15 protein-coding genes are annotated in these 19,685 nt (G+C 34.1%); all 15 read left to right on the top strand.

Annotated elements, in window-relative coordinates; genetic code table 11:
* Positions 1–70 precede the first annotated feature (70 nt).
* The 15 genes from H0I26_RS07875 (at position 71) to H0I26_RS07800 (ending at position 19,685) form a co-directional block, all read left to right on the top strand.
* The gene (locus H0I26_RS07875; RefSeq protein WP_218701728.1) at positions 71–664 is read left to right on the top strand and encodes a hypothetical protein; all 594 of its coding nucleotides are present in this window, start codon (positions 71–73) and stop codon (positions 662–664) included.
* A gap of 105 nt (positions 665–769) precedes the next feature.
* The gene (locus tag H0I26_RS07870; RefSeq protein ID WP_218701727.1) at positions 770–1,381 is read left to right on the top strand and encodes a YkgJ family cysteine cluster protein; all 612 of its coding nucleotides are present in this window, start codon (positions 770–772) and stop codon (positions 1,379–1,381) included.
* A 52-nt stretch (positions 1,382–1,433) separates the two neighbouring features.
* Positions 1,434–2,381, top strand: coding sequence for a tRNA dihydrouridine synthase (locus H0I26_RS07865; RefSeq protein ID WP_218701726.1), 948 nt, complete (start codon positions 1,434–1,436; stop codon positions 2,379–2,381).
* Between the two features lie 48 nt (positions 2,382–2,429).
* Positions 2,430–3,758: a hypothetical protein gene (locus H0I26_RS07860; RefSeq protein ID WP_218701725.1), complete on the top strand. Its 1,329-nt coding sequence runs from the start codon at positions 2,430–2,432 to the stop codon at positions 3,756–3,758.
* Between the two features lie 9 nt (positions 3,759–3,767).
* Positions 3,768–4,406, top strand: a complete 639-nt coding sequence (locus H0I26_RS07855; RefSeq protein ID WP_218701724.1) for an MOSC domain-containing protein — start codon at positions 3,768–3,770, stop codon at positions 4,404–4,406.
* A 67-nt stretch (positions 4,407–4,473) separates the two neighbouring features.
* Entirely contained in the window at positions 4,474–7,152 is a 2,679-nt protein-coding gene (locus H0I26_RS19685) for a radical SAM protein (protein ID WP_256935297.1), read from the top strand.
* A gap of 51 nt (positions 7,153–7,203) precedes the next feature.
* Positions 7,204–9,462, top strand: coding sequence for an FUSC family protein (locus H0I26_RS07840; RefSeq protein ID WP_218701723.1), 2,259 nt, complete (start codon positions 7,204–7,206; stop codon positions 9,460–9,462).
* 67 nt (positions 9,463–9,529) lie between these two features.
* Positions 9,530–10,450, top strand: coding sequence for a c-type cytochrome (locus tag H0I26_RS07835; RefSeq protein WP_218701722.1), 921 nt, complete (start codon positions 9,530–9,532; stop codon positions 10,448–10,450).
* 161 nt (positions 10,451–10,611) lie between these two features.
* Positions 10,612–11,277: a carboxypeptidase-like regulatory domain-containing protein gene (locus H0I26_RS07830; protein WP_218701721.1), complete on the top strand. Its 666-nt coding sequence runs from the start codon at positions 10,612–10,614 to the stop codon at positions 11,275–11,277.
* Positions 11,278–11,287: 10 nt separating this feature from the next.
* Positions 11,288–12,292 carry a transglutaminase domain-containing protein gene (locus tag H0I26_RS07825; protein WP_218701720.1) on the top strand — a complete coding sequence of 335 codons (1,005 nt, stop codon included), beginning with the start codon at positions 11,288–11,290 and terminating at the stop codon, positions 12,290–12,292.
* Between the two features lie 78 nt (positions 12,293–12,370).
* Positions 12,371–13,612: a DEAD/DEAH box helicase gene (locus tag H0I26_RS07820; RefSeq protein ID WP_218701719.1), complete on the top strand. Its 1,242-nt coding sequence runs from the start codon at positions 12,371–12,373 to the stop codon at positions 13,610–13,612.
* A gap of 49 nt (positions 13,613–13,661) precedes the next feature.
* The gene (locus H0I26_RS07815) at positions 13,662–15,455 is read left to right on the top strand and encodes a DUF885 domain-containing protein (RefSeq protein WP_218701718.1); all 1,794 of its coding nucleotides are present in this window, start codon (positions 13,662–13,664) and stop codon (positions 15,453–15,455) included.
* Between the two features lie 326 nt (positions 15,456–15,781).
* A complete protein-coding gene (locus H0I26_RS07810; protein ID WP_218701717.1) occupies positions 15,782–16,765 on the top strand; it encodes a carboxypeptidase-like regulatory domain-containing protein in 984 nt (327 codons plus the stop codon).
* A 136-nt stretch (positions 16,766–16,901) separates the two neighbouring features.
* Positions 16,902–19,121 (top strand): RelA/SpoT family protein, encoded by a 2,220-nt coding sequence (locus H0I26_RS07805; protein ID WP_218701716.1) that lies wholly within the window; start codon positions 16,902–16,904, stop codon positions 19,119–19,121.
* Positions 19,122–19,217: 96 nt separating this feature from the next.
* Complete coding sequence (locus H0I26_RS07800; RefSeq protein WP_101017641.1) at positions 19,218–19,685, top strand: Fur family transcriptional regulator; 468 nt, start codon at positions 19,218–19,220, stop codon at positions 19,683–19,685.

Below are 19,685 nucleotides of genomic sequence, written 5' to 3'. Positions count from 1 at the left end.
TGCTTGCATTATCAGTAATTTACAACCAGTAGATTACTGATAATACAGCAAGCAACACAAACTTTTAAAAATGAAAAATATAACCTTTGGTATACTCGCACTTTTAGCTATCACCCTTTTTAATTGCGATAACGACGACGACTGCGATTATGAGTCTTCTAGCTGCGAAAATGAATATGCGGCTAATTATATGACGACTATTTTTAGTATAGCTGATGGTTATGAGAATTTTGCCGAATGGATGGATTTAGAAGTGCATGAGTATGACATACAAATTAATCAGTCTGGAGAAATCTGCAGTATCGGTTATCAAAACCCAAGCACATATACGGGAAGTTATACCGTGGCGGTTATTAATAATACCAGTGGTTTAAGTTATTCTGGACTTCATACGTTTTCTCAAGCCGGTTTAGATTATCAAAATATTACCGCAGTAACAGTAACTTCTGGAGATATCATTACAGTAAGACGTATTATAACGCCTGGCTACACACCATACGACGCTGTTGTAGGTCGGGTGTTACGTCAATCGGACTTTTCTGATGTCCCTTACCCATTAGCCTCCAACCAAGTCGTATTTTTAAGTTCCAAATTTAGCGAAAGCACTACAGTTATTAACAACAACTCACAACCCTATATCGCCTTTGGTTTTAAAGCCAATTAGACACTAACCTTTCTAATTTAAAGCATGGTCTAGCACTTCTCTTTTTTTATAAACACAATAAACACAGCATACGGTAAATTTATAGCGTACCTTCAAAAAAAAGTAATGTCTATAGAGCGAAGAGTACGAATGGTGGAAGTGTTATTTGAGACGCTAGATACCGAGATTGCAACCTTTCAACACAAAACAACATTACATTGCGCAACGGGTTGCGGTAAGTGCTGTACTAACCCCACAATGGAAGCCTCTCCTTTAGAGTTTCTACCTTTTGCGTTTCATTTATTTTTAAACGGTCAAGCCGAAACCACGCTAAAAACACTTAATACCAAAGCAAAACACTCCATTTGCCACATTTATAGTCCCTTAAACCTCGTAGACAGTGCACTAGGTCGTTGTAGTAATTATAAATATCGGGGTTTAGTCTGTCGTCTTTTTGGCTACGCAGCTTCTAATGATAAGTATGGACAAAAACGTATGGTGACTTGCAAAATTATAAAAGAAAACCAAAAAGAAGTACTTAAAGAAACTACAGATGCCATAAACAAAGACCTAAACATCCCAATGTTTACAGCGTATTACATGCAACTCTCGCAGATAGATTTTACAATGGGTAATGTTATTGTCCCAATAAACAGGGCGCTAAAATTAGCCATTGAAGAAGTCCTACAATACTATGCCTACAGACCGTTTCCAAGTGGTTTAGCAAATAGTGCGTAATTGTAATATTTTGAAACTATATTTGCGCAACTAATATTACTGTATATTTTAGATGTCAACCACTTTACTATCGTCACCGTTACAAGGCTTCACGGATTTTAGATTCCGTAATGCGTTTCACCATTATTTTGGTGGTATCGACACGTTTTACGCCCCTTACATCAGGCTAAACGGAAAGCTAAAAATCAAGCAATCGTATCAATTAGATTTACTACCAGAAAATAACACGACGTTAGACGTGATTCCGCAAGTGATGACTAATGATCCTGACGAGTTTATGTTTGTGGTTAAATACGTGCAAAGTTTGGGTTATAAAGAGTTAAACTGGAATTTAGGGTGTCCCTATCCAATGGTCACTAAATCCGGAATGGGTTCTGGTTTGATTTGCAATCCTGCCAAAATTAACGACGTCTTAAAAAAAGCACACGACGAAAGTGATATTACGGTTTCTATGAAAATGAGAATGGGTTATGACCATGCGGAAGAAATTTTAGACACCTTCCCTATTCTAGATAGTTATCCGCTTAAAAACATTGCAATTCATGCCAGAATTGGAAAACAGCTATACAAAGGTCCTGTAGATTTAGAGGCCTTTGAACGTTGCATTACAAGTACAAAGCACAAATTGTATTATAATGGTGATATTACTAGTGTTGCTGCCTTTAAAAAGATAGAGGCACGCTTTCCGAGTATTGATCATTTTATGATAGGTCGTGGTTTAATTGCAGATCCATTTTTACCAAGCATGATTAAAAATAATACGACAGACTATCCTAAAGACCGTTGGGAGATTTTTAGTCAGTTTCATGATACGATTTACCAACAGTACGACGCGTATCTGTCGGGACCAACCCCAATAAAAATGAAAATGTTAGGCTTTTGGGAATTTTTCTCGCAGTCGTTTTCTAATCCTCAAAAAACATTCAAAGCCATTAAAAAAGCTGGGAATCCTGTAAAATACAAGCAAGCAGTCGCTAGTATTTTAAGTAATGAAAAGTAATTTTTCAATATTTACTCTATATTTACAGAAACCAACCAGAGTAAACCCATGCAAAATAATTATAGATCCAAAGCCTTTAAAGCTTGGTTAGATAAACTACAACAAGAAAGTTGGCAGTTAGAATTAATTATCTCTGGGTTTGCAATTTATGGATTGACACAAGTGTTTGGGCCTTTAGAACTATACCAATCGATTGCCAGAAATGAAAACAATTGGTTATATCTTACTACAATAACAATCGTTTTAATGTCATGTTGGATTTTAATTACGACACTATTACTGCACGTCGTGCTTAGAGGCTTATGGATTGGAGCTTTGGGTTTGCGTTATGTCTCTGGAGATATTGATTATAAAACATTAAACTACAGACCTAAATTTGACCGTTATTTACGTAAAAAAACAGGCTCTTTTGACAAGTATATTGCTTCCTTAGAAGATTATTGTAGTGTTTTATTCGCTGTCTCTTTTTTATTGATTTTTTATATTCTTTCCATATTTTTAACTTTTGCAGCCATTACACTTGTCGCCTATTCTTTAATCAATGATCACAAAGAAAGACCTGTTATTTTATATGTTATTGGAATAGCGCTATTACTATTTATTATCTTTGGAATGCTCTTAACTTTTATTGATTTTTTGACTCAAGGGTATTTGAAAAAAAACAAATGGTTGGCCAAAATTTACTTTCCGTTTTATTGGGTCTTTAGCTTTATTACACTGTCGTTTTTATATCGACCATTAGTACATAATTTTTTAGACAACAAATTTGGAAAACGCTTAAGCTTTGCATTAATACCTATTTATTTTTTAATTATAACGGCATCCTCCTACTCTTATAACAGATCTAACTATTTTTCTCCAACGGATAATTCAAACGCATTTATAGCAAACAATAACAATTATGACGAAAGTATTTCTGATAAAAACTTGTTTATAAAAATGGCTTCCATTCCTTCTAAAATTATAAACACAGCGTATTTGCCTGTTTTTATTGATTACCAAAAAGGAGTTGAAGATGCTGTTTTTAACTTTAATCCGTCATTAAAACCTAAAGAAGACATTCGTGGTCTTAAATCGGCAATGTTCATGGGTATGCATGATGCTTCATCCCAAAAAAGCAATGACAGCTTAAAACTAGAATACATCAAAACAATAGCACGTATTTACAGCTTTAAAATAGATAGTTTAGAGTATACCAATCCTGATTTTATATACACAAGACACAACAATAACCAAAATGGTTTTGAAACGGTATTACCACTTAATACTCTTAAAGACGGAAAGCATGACTTAAGTATTTTTCGATTAGAAACAACAGATAGTACACAAACCCGAGACACCATAATAACCATCCCTTTTTGGTATTTTAAAGTATAATTGTCCTTTATGAAAATCACTTCTACTAACATCGCCAAACCAACAACCATTGAATGGAATGGAAAAAAGCAAACCACGGGCATGTACAAAAACCCAACAGATGCTGGTATTTATTTAGAAAAAGAAGACGTAAAAGGTGACGAGGTTTCCGACAGAAAACATCATGGTGGCATTTTTAAAGCCTGTTACTTATTTTCGGAAGACCATTATGACTATTGGAAAAACCTATACCCAAACATAGCGTTTAATTATGGCGTTTTTGGCGAAAACCTAACCGTAAAAGGATTAGACGAAACTAAAATTAGGGTTGGTGATATTTATAAAATAGGAACCGCCCTAGTCCAAGTGACACAACCAAGGGAACCTTGTTTTAAATTAGGTATACGGTTTGGCACACAGACCATTCTTAAACAATTTATCAATCATGCACGCCCAGGAACCTATATCCGTATTTTAGAAGAAGGGCTTGTAAAACCCGGAGACCACATGTTATTGGTGCAAGCGGCAACCAACAGTCTAACCACAGCACAACTGTTTACCCTATTGTTTTCTAAACAAAAAGACCAATCACAATTAGCCTTAATTATAGACAATGACGCCATACCACTAAAAAAACGTCAAAAACTAGCGGCTTTTATAAAAAACTAATAGAACACAAATCTGATAGCTAACAATTAAGTTATCTTTGCGCCAATCTATTTTTAAAGCCATTTTTTTGAAAGATCTTTTACTAATAACACCACCTTTTACCCAATTAAACACGCCTTATCCTGCCACCGCATATTTAAAAGGGTTTTTAAATACTATTGGGGTGTCTGCCTTTCAGATGGATTTAGGGATTGAGGTGATTTTAGAATTATTCAGTAAAAAGACCTTTGAAAAACTTTTTGATTTAGCCATAGAAAACGACTCCATTTCGACAGAAAATGGGCAACGTATTTACACGTTAAAAGATGATTATTTACAGCCTTTGGATGCTATTATATTATTTCTACAAGGCAAAAATCAAACTTTAGCACGACAAATATGCACGACAAACTTCCTACCACAAGCCTCTAGATTTGAACAACTAGAAGATATGGACTGGGCATTTGGAGAAATGGGCATGCAAGATAAAGCCAAGCATTTAGCCACCTTATATCTTGAAGATTTATCAGATTTTATTATTGAATGTATCGATCCTAATTTTGGATTTAGCAGATATGCCGAGCGTTTAGGACAAAGTGCCAATGCGTTTGACGAACTTTACGACAGTCTACAAAACACACCTACATTTATAGATCAGTTAACACTGGCACTTCTTGAGGACAAATTAAAAACCGTACAACCAAAATTAATCTGTTTTTCGGTACCCTTTCCAGGGAATTTATACAGCGCGTTTAGATGTGCACAATTTATAAAAGTAAATTATCCAGAGATTAAAATTGCGATTGGTGGTGGTTTTCCAAATACCGAGCTACGTCAAGTAACAGACACACGTGTTTTTGATTTCTTTGATTTTATTACGCTAGACGATGGCGAGCTACCCATTGCGTTATTATACCAAAACGTATGTCAGTCTAATGACAACCAAAGTCCTTCCGAAACTGATCTAAAAAAAAATCTAGAAAACAATCTAGAAAACGATGACCCAAATAGCAATAACAAAGGTCATGCTGAGCGCAGTCCAAGCACTACTATAACAAGTGACCACAATAGCAACAACACCAGTCATGCTGAGCGCAGTCGAAGCACTATAATAACCAAAGACCAAAATAGCAATAGTCACGCTGATCACAATCAAATCACCACAATAACCAAAGACCAAAATAGCAATAACAAAGGTCATGCTGATCACAATCAAAGCACCACAATAAGCAAAGACAATAACAGCAACAACAAAGTTCACGCTGATCGCAACCAAAGCACTACAATAACCAAAGACCCAAATAGCAACAACAAAGGTCACGCTGAGCACAGTCAAATCACCACAATAACCAATGACCCAAATAGCAACAACACCAGTCATGCTGAGCGCAGTCGAAGCACTACAATAACCACTGATCACAGTAGCAAAGAAAAACAGTACAAACGCACCTTCCTTTTAGAAGATGGGAAAGTCGTTTATAAAAACAACACCACAAGACCAGAATATAAACAACTACAAGTAGGCACACCAGACTACTCTGACTTATTGCTAGAGGATTACATTTCGGTTATAGAAATTGCTAATCCCATGCACAGCTTATGGAGTGATGGACGTTGGAATAAATTAACAATGGCACATGGCTGTTATTGGGGAAAATGTACGTTTTGCGACATATCCTTAGATTATATCAAGATTTACGAGCCCATTGCAGCAGCCCTTTTAGTGGATCGTATGGAGCAATTAATTGCGCAAACTGGAGAAAACGGATTTCATTTTGTGGATGAAGCGGCACCACCTGCGTTAATGAAAGCGTTAGCCTTAGAAATTATAAAACGAAAACTTACCGTCACATGGTGGACTAACATCAGATTTGAAAAAAACTTTACACAAGATTTATGTTATTTACTAAAAGCCTCAGGTTGCATTGCCGTCTCTGGAGGTTTGGAAGTGGCATCAGATAGACTATTAAAACTAATTGATAAAGGTGTAACGGTGGAGCAGGTCGCGCAAGTGACGCGTAACTTTACGCAAGCCAACATTATGGTCCACTCCTATTTAATGTATGGCTATCCGACACAAACGGTACAAGAAACGGTTGATAGTTTAGAGATGGTCCGACAGTTATTTGAATTAGGAATTATTCAGTCTGGGTTCTGGCATCAATTTGCATTAACAGCCCACAGTCCGATTGGTTTAAATCCTACCGAATATGGTATCACGCCAAATTATAAATCTATTTCGTTTGCCAATAATGATATTGATTTTACGGATAGCACAGGTATTGATCATAGCCAATTCAGTTTCGGTTTAAAAAAATCGTTATTCAATTTTATGCACGGGATTGGTTTTGATATGGATTTACAAGAATGGTTTGATTTTGAGATTCCGCAGACCTCAATTGCACCTTTTCATATTGAAGATTGTTTAAATATCGAAACCACATTAACCACAAAACCAACTGCAAAAATTGTATGGTTAGGACACTTACCATTAGTTGCAGAGCGCACAAAAACTAAAAAAGGGTTTATAAATGAGTTGTTAGACCTGACGTTTCATGATAAAACGGAGCGTCTTCAAATGACATTAAATAAGCCTGAAGGCGAATGGTTGCTTGACACACTAGAAACGCTAAAACCAACAAGTGGCAAAAGTGTTTCTTTTTCAGCGTTAAAAAAAGACTTCGAAACGCAGTTAGACGATTTTGAATTATTCTGGTTTTCTAAACCTATGCAAAAGCTGAAAGAATTTGGTTTGTTGCAATTATAATTAACACAAGATTAATTTCGCCGAAAGGCATTAAAAGCTACCTTTGTTTTAATGCGAAATAAGATTAAAAATCATTTAAAAACCATCGAGTTATTTCTTAAAGGTTCAGGCTTTTATAGAGGTGTAGTCTTAACCGTTGCTATTGTTTTACCATTAGCTGTTTTTAATTTAATAGACTTGTTTGCTTACGCGCCCGCCATTGCTCTAGGGACATTTTTAAACGCCCCAAGTGATGTCCCAGGAAGCTTAAGACGTAAAATAAACGGCATCTTAATTAGTATTATACTAACCATGTTGGTAACGTTTATAATCCTGTTAACCAAACCCGTTTTTATTATTCTACTAATTGCCATTGCTGTTTTAAGTTTTGCGGTTAGTTTAATTTCTGCTTATGGTTTCAGAGCTTCTTTAATATCATTTTCAGGATTACTCGCGATTGTATTAGGTTTAGCGGTTAGTAAGCCCGATTTTCAATCTATTATTTTACACGTCGGCTTAATTGGCGTTGGTGGCTTATGGTATTTAGTAGTGTCTTTATTGTCTAATTGGGTGTTTCCTAGAAAAGACGATGACCAATTATTATCGGATACATTATCGCTTACTGGCCAATATTTAAAAATAAGAGCCAAGCTATTAACCAAGCCTAATAAACGGGAGAAGTATGCTAAAAAAGCATTAGTCCTTCAAACCCAAATAAGTGAAAAACACGAAACCTTAAGAGAGCTACTTTTAGAGGGTCGAAAACGTTCTGGACGTTCCTTTTCTAATGAGAGACGCCTCTTAATATTTATATCCTTAATCGATATTTTTGAGTTAGCCTTAGCAAACACTTTAGATTACACCAAAATTGACACCCTATTTGGCTTAGAAAAAAAGCATTTAAATACCTTTAAAAAACTAAATAAAGAGCTAGGAAATCACCTTATCAAATTATCTGAATTATTCATAAAAAAAGGCAATCTTCCTGATATTGAATTATTAAATAAAATAGCTGCCGACACAGAGACTGCAATTCAGGATTATGTTACAGAAGTGACGCTACCTAAAGCTAGAGAAGGTGCAATTACGATGCGTAACCTTCAAGATTATCAGAAGCAATTATTCCAGGAAGTAAAAGTTATCAGACGCGTTTTAACCAAAGTAAAAAACAATGCGAAGGCTTCTTTAAAACCTCTGGAATCTAAACAGTTTTTAACCTCTCAAGATTACAGACTAAATATATTAGTACAGCATTTTAGTTTAAAATCGCCAATGCTGAGGCATGCTTTACGATTGGCTTGTGCCATTGTATTTGGTTTTCTTTTAGGAAGTGTTTTGGATTTAAAAAATGCATATTGGATTATTCTAACCATAATTGTGATCATGCGTCCCAATTACGGGTTAACCAAAGAGCGCTCTAAAAATAGAATCATCGGTACCTTAATTGGTGCTATAATTGCCACAACAATTATAGTAATCACCAAAAACACAACGGTCTATTTAGTATTAGCGATTGTCTCTTTAACGTTTGCGTTTTCATTAATACAACAAAGCTATAAAGTAGGCGCCGCCTTTATAACCTTACACATTGTATTTGTATATGCACTTATAGATCCTGACGCTTTTACTGTAGTGCAATATCGTGTAATAGACACCGTAATTGGCGCCATAATAGCAGTGATAGCCAATTACCTATTGTTCCCGAGTTGGGAATACAAAAACCTAGACACAGTATTAGCCACTGTAATTACCTCTAACAGTAATTATTTAAAAGCGACCAAAAAGCTCTACCACGACAAGGAAGAAAACACATTAGCTTATAAAGTATCCAGAAAAGAGGCTTTTTTAGCGATGAGTAATCTAAATGCAGCATTCCAAAGGTTAACACAAGATCCAAAATCTAAACAAAAAGAATCGGCTTTAATATATGAGATGGTCACACTAAACCACACCATATTATCTGCGATAGCTTCGATTGGACGTTATATTTTAAATCATAGTACAACACCAGCTTCAGAAGAATTTGATACTATTATCGAAGGGATTACAGGAACATTACTGCATTCTGCTTCGCAATTAGAAAGCACTAAAACGGTTCTTGTTTCCGAAGAAAACAAAATATATCAAGCGCATAAAAAACTACAAAAACGCTATGATAATTTATCTTTAAAACGAGACAGTGATATTGAAGCTGGGCAAACCAAAATTGATGACAACATGTTATTAAACCTCCAGGAAGCTCACTTAATTAACAATCAATTACTGTGGTTAAAATCGTTATCAGCCAATTTAACTAAAACGACAGTAAAATATAAGTCGGTTTTTAGTTAACTTGCTATAGTAATTTAAAAATCAAATTTTATTACGACGCACTTTAGATAGAGAAACACCGCCTTTAATGAGACGATACATATCCATCATATTCTTATGTATAGCTATTCTTACTTTTTCAGTAAGTTGTTCAATCAAAAAAAACACAGCAATCTATACAGCTATCCCAACTGTTGAAAAAAACATTTTAGCAGCATATGGTCAAAAAATTTATACTCGAGAACTTTGCGGTCAATGTCATACGCAACAAATAAAAAATCAAACACAACAACTGATTAGCCTTGATGGATTAGGCGGAAAGTATTCTAACGATTGGCTGTTTCATTTTTTAAATGACCCAAAAATAATTGCTTTTAACGCAGAAATGCCTGCATACCCAAAACTAAAAACCAATCAACTTACTAAAGCAGTCGTATCACAAATCACAACAGCTAATAAATTACAAACAGATCAGAATCTGATTTGGCAAACATTAATTAATGAAGCCAACATCATTTCTAAATCAGTAACCTATCCAAATGCTAATAACACTACCGAAATACTAGCTTTGATAGCTTACTTACAGCAAATCCCAACAAGTAAAACTCTTCAAAAAGAGATCCATATTGAAAAAGAAAAACAACTAATAAAAACCTCTTATTGGAATAATATTATCGCAGAAAAAAACATTAAAATACTTGAAATCGCAGATAATGATACTAGTATTGATTTTGGAAAAATAATATATAACAATAATTGTAACGTTTGTCACGGACAACATGGTCAAGGGGGTATCGGCCCTAATTTAACCGATAACTATTCACTCCATGGTGGAAGCAAAAAAGACATTGCACAAACTATAATATTTGGTGGTACTCCGGGCAAAGGTATGATTGCATGGAGATATCAATTATCTCCAGAAGAAGTTGGTCAAGTAACAGCTTATATATATGCTTTAAAAGGAACAAATCCTGACAATGCCAAAGCACCAGAAGGCGAACAAGACTAATCCGTTTTTCTACAAAATCAAACAGTTGACTCGATCACTTTAAGTAAATCTACTAAAAAAGAGACTTTACTCATTGAAAAGTATAGTTTACTCATTACCCTTTTTAATCTTCCCCTTAGTTATATAAGTTTGATGTATATTAACATTTAAACCTATAGCTCATGCAAAATCAAATCAACTTAGACATTACGACACCTTGCTCGGAAAACTTCAATCAATTTGCACCAACACCAAAAGGTGGCTTTTGTAAGTCTTGTACAAAAGAAGTGATTGACTTTACAACCATGAATACTGATGACATCGCAAGCTTTTTCAATAAAAAAGACACTCAAAATACTTGTGGTCGATTTAAAAGCACACAATTAACAGCGTATCCTACACACGTCACAAAAAGTAAATTCAGTTTTATAAGCGCTATTGGTCTAGCGTGCTTAGCGCTATTTTCTTTTACTAGTGTCAAAGCACAGGATACCGTTACAAAAGACACGACACCTAATATCAGAGTGAATCAAACTAACCAAAATAATGCTGTAACAGGAACAATAGTAGACGAAAACAACTTACCATTACCAGGCGTCAATATTGTTTTACAAGGTTCTGCTACTGGAGCTGAATCTGACTTTGATGGTAATTTTGTATTTCCTAAAAAAGTAAAAAATGGAGACATATTAATCTTTAGTTACGTTGGTTACGAATCTAAAAAAATGACGATTCAGAATAACAATGCAACTGCAAACATGGTATTAAATGTCAGTTTAAACAACGACTCTTATATTTTAATGGGTAAAGTGGCTGTTAAAGAAGTGTATTCTTCTAAAAAGGATTAATGCTATTTATATGAAAAACAGACTCATACTATTTTTCTTTTTCATAGTTAAATTAACTATTGCGCAAGTTTCGGATTTTAAATCTATCGATTTTACTAGAGCTGATAATATTGCTAAATTAAATGCTAATGCTAGTTTAAAAAACTTACCATTACTTGCGCATAATTTAACTTACAAACTAGATAATGATGCCGAAAAATTTAGAGCAATCTATACTTGGGTTTGTACTAATATAAAAGGCGATCTTAATCAAGATAATAAAGTTAGCAAACAACGTAAACGCTTTAAAAACGATAGTCTATCCTATTTAAAATGGAATAATGACTATCAAAAAACAGCCTTTAAAAAACTATTAAAGCATAAAAAAACCATGTGTACAGGTTATGCTTATCTCATTAAAGAGCTTTGTTTTTTAGTGGATATAGATTGTAAAATGGTCAATGGTTATGGACGTTCTACAACCGCCAATGTGACATCTTTAGACTTAGCCAATCATTCTTGGAATGCCGTAAAATTAAATAACAAATGGTATTTGTGTGACGCGACCTGGTCTAGTGGCTATTTTGTAAACAATGTCTTTATCAAAGATTACAACTTAGGCTATTTTTTAACAGACCCTACTCTATTTGCTAAAAACCATTATCCGTTGGATAAAAAATGGTTATTAAACGATACGTTAATAACCTCTGACTATAGCGCGTCTCCAATAGTTTATGGCGAGACATTTACACACAAAATCATTCCGATTGGTCCCAGTAACTTAAATACAACCATAAAAAAGAATGACACCTTAGCAATACGCTTTAAATCTCTAAATAGCTTAGAGACTAAAGACATATCACTGATTAAATATATTGGTATTAAAACTATTCCATTCAAAATTACCGACCTTAAAAACGATAATGGTTTGGTGTCTTTTAATTACAAATTTAAAAGTAAAGGCGTTTATGATGTCCATTTAAAAATCAAAAACGACATCGTTGCAACCTACACGGTTAGCGTAATTAAAGAGTAAATACCGTTAGGCTATTCTTAAACTATTAAACACTATTAAATGCGTGGAAAAAACTACCTTTGTAGCAAATATTAATACATGTCATTTAAAGACTTACAACTTAACAGACCTATTTTGCGCGCTATTGCGGAAAAAGGATACGATAACCCAACATTAGTACAGGAAAAAACCATTCCGTTAGTACTTAACAAAAAAGATGTGATTGTTTCTGCACAAACCGGTACAGGAAAAACAGCTGCTTTTGCATTACCTATTTTACAGTTATTGTATGACAAACAAGACGGTCCCAAAAAAGGTAAAAAAATCAAAGCCTTAATTGTAAGTCCAACAAGAGAATTAGCAATACAAATTGCCGAAAATTTTGAAGCTTACGCCACGTATACCAACCTTGATAGTACGGTTATATTTGGAGGAGCATCAATAGACCCTCAAATAGAAAAGTTACGTAAAGGGATTGATATATTAATTGCCACTCCGGGACGTTTATTGGATTTACATAAGCAAGATGAAATTAATCTAGATTATGTACAAACCTTAGTCCTTGATGAAGCTGATTTAATGTTAGACATGGGCTTTATTGATGATGTTAAAAAGATTGAACGTCTTTGTCCTAAAACAAAACAAACGTTACTATTCTCTGCAACGATACCTTATAAAGTAGAACAATTAGCAAGTACTATTTTAACGGAGCCACAACGTATTGAAGTGGCGCAAAATAGTTCTACTTCAAAAAATGTTAATCAATTACTTTATTTCACACCTAAAAAGGACAAAATAGAATTAGCATTACACCTGCTTCGCAATACCATAAAAGGAAACATTATAATTTTTAGACGTACCAAATATGGTGTGGATAAATTAGAAAAAACCTTACTTAAAAATGGCTATTTAGCGGATAGTATCCATGGTGATAAAAGTCAAACAGCAAGACAAGACGCCTTAAAACGCTTCAAGAAAAAAGAAATTAATATCTTAATTGCAACAGATGTTGCTGCACGTGGTATTGATATTGATCATTTAGATGCTGTCGTTAACTTTGATTTACCAAGTGTACCAGAAACGTATGTCCACAGAATTGGTCGTACAGCTCGTGCAGGTCAATCAGGTATGGCATACTCTTTATGTAGTGCTGACGAAAAAACATATTTAATAGATATTCAAAAACTGATTCATTTACAACTAGATGTTATAGACGATCATCCTTATCCTTTAGATCCAAAAGCAAAACCTATTGTGCACAAATCAGCAAAATCTGGTAGTAAGCATAAAAAAGGACGTAAAAGTGAAGCGTCTAAAAAGAAGAAAAAGCGTTGGTATTAATAAGTAACATGATAGCAATCATTTAATCACACCTTCAAAAAAGCATAAAATGAAACATTACTTCACCCTACTTTGCGTTTTTACATTATTTACAGCTTGTAAAAACGATAAAACCGTAAAAGACAACACTCCTACTGAAACTTTAGTAAAAAACGAAGCTTTTAGTATCATGCTAAACGATTTTTATGAAGAAGGTTTAAAATTAAACCCATTAAGTGCAACATCGGCTGGAGATAATCGCTACAATAATAGCTTACCAAATACGCTAACAGATACCTTTTCAGAGAAAGAAAAAGTATACTATTCGGATTTTAAATCTAAAGCGGCATCTTATAGCAACTCACAGCTTAACGCCAAACAACAATTAAGTCGTGACATTTTAATATGGGATTGCGATATTAATTTAGAACGCTTTGATTTTAATGAAAACTACACCCCTATAAACCAAATGTGGACCAAACAACTAACGGTTGGTACTCTGGCAAGTGGTGCAAGTTCTCAGCCTTTTAAAACAGTCGAAGATTATGATAATTGGTTGCAACGTGTAGACCAATATTTAGAATGGGTTGCTTCTGCTGAAACAAAAATGAAAGCAGGGATTGACAACAAACATGTTTTACCAAAAGCATTAATCGCTAAGGTTGTACCACAATTAAAAACAATTGCAGAAACGACATTAGAGGATCACCTATTTTATACACCGATTAAAAATTTACCTGACAGTTTTTCTGACGAAGACAAAACACGTTTGACAACAGCTTATGCTAATATGGTGTCAAACAAAGTTATTCCTGCTTACACATCGCTTTACAATTTTATGAAAGACGATTATATGGCAGCTGGTAGAACAACTAGTGGCATTGACGATACGCCAAACGGGAAAGCCTATTACGAGCATCAAATCAAGTTATACACCACAACGACAATGACTGCAGACCAAATACATAATTTAGGTCTAAGTGAAGTGAAGCGTATTCTTGCCGAAATGGAAAAAGTAAAGACGCAAGTTGGCTATGAAGGAGATATTATTTCGTTTTTTGATTACGTTAGAAACAACAAAGACTTAACGCCATACACCACACCTAAGCAAATAATTGACAATTTTAATGCGATACATGAAACTATGAAACCGCAAATTGCCAAGCTCTTTGATGTTAAACCTAAAACAGCTTTTGAAGTAAGACAAACTGAAAAATTCAGAGAAGCCTCTGCTAGTGCAGAATATAATCCGGGCTCTTTAGACGGCACACGACCTGGTATTTTTTACACACCAATTCCTGATGCTTCAAAATATAACGTCTTTAGTGACGAAGCCTTGTTTTTACACGAAGCTATTCCGGGACACCATTATCAAATCTCATTACAACAAGAAGATACAGAATTACCAAAATTCAGAAAAACACTATGGTATAGTGCCTATGGAGAAGGTTGGGCGTTATACTGCGAGTCTCTAGGGAAAGAATTAGGACTATATACAGATCCTTATCAATATTTTGGAATGTTAGGGATGGAAATGCACCGTGCGATTCGTTTAGTTGTGGATACAGGAATGCATACTAAAGGTTGGACAAGAGAACAAGCTATTAAATACTCATTAGACCATGAAGCAGAAAATGAAGCTAGTATCATTTCGGAAATCGAACGTTATATGGCAAATCCTGGACAAGCATTATCGTACAAGATTGGGCAATTAAAAATCATGGAATTACGCGCTAAAGCAGAACAAGCCTTAGGTGATCGTTTTGATATTGCGCAGTTTCATAATCAAGTATTAGAACCAGGTTGTGTACCATTAGCGTTACTAGAAACTAAAATAGACCAGTGGATTGAAGCGTCTAAATAAGTTTTAGTCAACCTGAATTGGTTTTAGGTTTTCATGATAAACTTTGAATTATAAGACTACAGTCGTCAACCTGAACTCGTTTCAGGTTCTCACTTAAAACTCCACAATCCAAGATAATGGGATTCCGAAATAAATTCGGAATGACGTTCATTAATAAAATTAAGATATACAAGTCGTCAACCTGAATTGGTTTCAGGTTCTCACAAGAATCTAATAATACAATACTCAATTAAATTAAAAAAACCTTCTATTTCTAGAAGGCTTTTTAATTTCCAAATTATTGGAATAATTATTGAATCATTTAAGTATAATCTTTAAATTAGACCATGTCAAAAAAACACCTACTTCTCGCTTTCACTTGTTTTATTTCACTTTTAAGTCAATCACAAAATAAAACACTACTATCTACAACCAACGAACCGGTCTCTTTTGCTACTATTTCATTTGGAAACGGAAACGGATTGTTTGCAGATGACGAAGGTAAATTTCACTTTACAAAAAAATTATATTCAGATATTGACTCGTTATTTATTTCGGCTTTAGGCTACAAAGACTTAAAGTTAGCAACAGCCACCCTAAAAGATACATTCTTTTTAGAATCTAAAGCAGACCTATTGGACGAGGTCATTGTTATCGCTAGACCTACCGGAAAATATAAAGAAGTCACTTTAAAACCAACAGATCATAATGATTATTACAAATGTTGGTTACCAACAATAGAAAGTGAAATTGCGGTATTTTTTCCCAATGAGGACAATAAGCCTAAACATTTAACCAAAATATTGCTTCCTATAAAAACGGAAGCGAAGGACTGGAAAAAAAGAAGTAAGAGTAAACAAGCCAAACGCCGCTTTTCAACTTTATTTAGAGTCCAATTTTATGAAAACAAAAACGGGTTCCCTGGAGCGGTTTTAACTTATGAAAAAGTTGTTTTTATTGCCACAGAAAACACGAAACCCATATTTGAATTTGACGTTTCAGGCTTTGATATTTTTGTTCCAAAAGACGGTATTTATGTATCCATACAAGTACTAGGTTTTACAGATAAAAATGGAAAACTACTCCCTAATAAAAAATACAAAGAGGTTAAAACCAGACGTGGTATTGTAAAAGTATCAACCACCTTTAGACCTTTATTACCATTTACTGATCAAATTGAGACTAAAACAACTTACGTCAAACGTGTTTTTCACAACAATGGACAGTGGGTTCTTTTTGATAAACAAAACATTACAAACTCTAACCTACTAAACGCAGGTTTAAACAATTACGGTATGGGGCTAAAAATGGCTGTTTATAAAGAACAGTAATCTTTTAAAACGACACTTTATCCTATAAAAAATACATTATATAGTTTTAATCCAAATTAGCCATTAAGGTGTTGTCTTTTCACTTTTTTGTAGTATTTTTAGTATTCATTCTATTTTAAATGAAGGAGAACAGTTTATGACAGAAATCGATATTGAAAAAGAAAATGCAGAAATTGCAAAAGCCTATAAGCATCTTTTAAAAGTGAGTTATCGCACCTTATCTACGGACGATAAAAAACTAATTAGAAAAGCTTTTGATGTTGCGGTGGAAGCCCATAGTCATCAACGCAGAAAAAGTGGTGAAGCTTATATCTTTCATCCAATTGCAGTTGCTAAAATAGTTGCCGAACAAATTGGTTTAGATGCGACCTCTATTGCTGCTGCCCTATTGCATGATGTTGTAGAAGACAACGACAATTATTCTGTCAAAGACATTGAAGATCTATTTGGAGAAACTGTTGCCAAAATAGTTGATGGACTGACCAAAATTTCGTCTTTAAGTAAAGAGAAAGACATGGATGTGTCTTTACAAGCCGAAAATTTTAGAAAAATGCTATTAACTTTAAATGATGACGTTAGGGTTATCATTATAAAAATAGCAGACCGTTTGCATAACATGCAAACCATGGACAGTATGCGTCCAGACAAGCAAGAAAAAATAGCGTCCGAAACCTTATATATTTACGCCCCTTTAGCACACAGAATTGGATTGTATAATATTAAAACGGAATTAGAAGACCTAGGTTTAAAATATACAGAGCCTGAGATTTATAATGACATTTTACACAATATAAAAGAAAGTAAAGAACAACAAGACGCTTATATTGAAGAGTTTAATGATGTTATCAAAAAATCTTTAGATAAAGAAGGTTTAAATTACAATATAAAAGGACGTCCAAAATCTATTTTTTCTATTAAAAGAAAAATGGACAAGCAAGGGGTTTCCTTTGACGAGGTATACGATAAATTTGCGGTTCGTATTATCTACAAAAGTGACAGAGACAACGAAAAGTTTTTAGCTTGGAAAATATATTCAATTGTTACCGATCACTTTAGACCCAACCCGACTCGATTACGCGATTGGATATCATCACCAAAGTCCACAGGTTACGAAGCATTACACATTACTGTAATGGGGCCAAAAGGACGTTGGGTAGAAGTCCAAGTCCGTAGTGAGCGCATGAACGAAATTGCAGAAAAAGGATATGCTGCACATTACAAATACAAAAATGCGGATGACAAAGAAGATAATCTAGACATCTGGATTAACCGTTTGCAAGAAGCTTTAGAGCATGCCTCTACTAATGCTGTAGATTTTGTAGAACAGTTTAAACTGAATTTATATTCTAAAGAAATTTTTGTATTTACCCCTAAAGGGGAATTAAAGTCGTTGCCAAAAGGAGCTACGCCTTTAGATTTTGCGTTTAGTATACATACTGAAGTTGGTAAAAAAACAAGAGGTGCTAAAGTAAACGGAAAATTAGTCCCATTAAGCCACGTTTTAAATAGCGGAGATCAAGTTGATATTATCACCTCCGAAAATGCAAAACCTAACCCAAACTGGTTAGATTATGCCACGACTGCAAGAGCCAGAGGAAAAATAAAATCCTTATTAAAAGAAGATACTAAAATAATAGCTGAGGATGGTAAAGAGATTTTAAGACGAAAATTAAAACAACTTAAAATCACCCTAAACGAAAAATCTGTTAATGAAATGGTTAGCCATTTTAATTTAAAAACTAGTTTAGATTTATTCTATCGTATTGGTACCGGAAGCATAGATAACACGATGCTTAAGGACTATTCAGCGTCTAGAAGTAATGCGTTAGTCAGCTTTTTGAAAAGTAAAATAAACAGAAAGCCTGGTACTAATCCTGACGATATACATAAAGAAGAGATTACTAATAAGTATGATTTATTAGTATTTGGTAAAGAGGAAGAAAAGTTAGATTACAAATTAGCCAATTGCTGTAATCCTATTCCCAGTGATGCTGTATTTGGGTTTATTACTATTAATGACGGTATTAAAGTGCACAAAAAAAACTGTCCAAATGCACTTAGTTTACAATCTAATTACGCGTATCGCATTATTCAAGCACGATGGATAGATTCCTCTCAACAAGAATTTGCTGCTCAAATTATATTATCAGGTATTGACAACTTAGGGTTAGTAAATGAAATCACTAAAGTCATATCCTCAAACATGCATGTCAACATGAATAGTATAAGTTTTCAGAGTGATGATGGTGTTTTTAAAGGAAAAATAAATGTCAAAGTTCATAATAAATCAATGCTAAAAAAACTGACAGATAACCTTAAAAAAATCAATGGTATTGATAAAGTTACTAGAATTTAAAGTTTAGTTGTTAATAACTGTCTAATAACACAGTTGTCAAATTATCTTTTTTTATGAGTACAACCTCAAAAAAAGATGTAAATTTGTTGGGTATTTATGAGCGGAAAAACAGATATAAAAAATCAAGAGATTGTAAAAAACGTCTTCACCTCTTTTTTAGAAGACAATGGACATAGGAAAACGCCAGAACGTTACGCTATACTCCAAGAAATATATTCAAATTCAGAACATTTTGATATAGAATCTTTGTACGATAATATGAAGAATAAAAAGTATCGCGTGAGTCGCGCTACTTTATATAATACTATAGAGATACTTTTGGATTGTGGATTGGTAAGAAAACATCAGTTTGGTAAAAACCAAGCACATTATGAGAAATCCTATTTTGACAAGCAACATGATCATGTTATACTTCAAGACACAGGAGAAGTCATAGAGTTTTGTGATCCTAGAATCCAAGCAATAAAAAAAACAATAGAGGAAGTGTTTGATATCGAGATATCAAAACACTCTTTATACTTTTACGGAAACCGAAAAAAAACTAATAACAACACAACAAATTAA

The organism is Olleya sp. HaHaR_3_96, assembly GCF_019278545.1.
In the GTDB taxonomy this organism is placed as follows: Bacteria; Bacteroidota; Bacteroidia; order Flavobacteriales; family Flavobacteriaceae; genus Olleya.
Note: the sequence above shows the minus strand (reverse complement) of the source record. Positions and strands in the feature narration are given on the sequence as shown.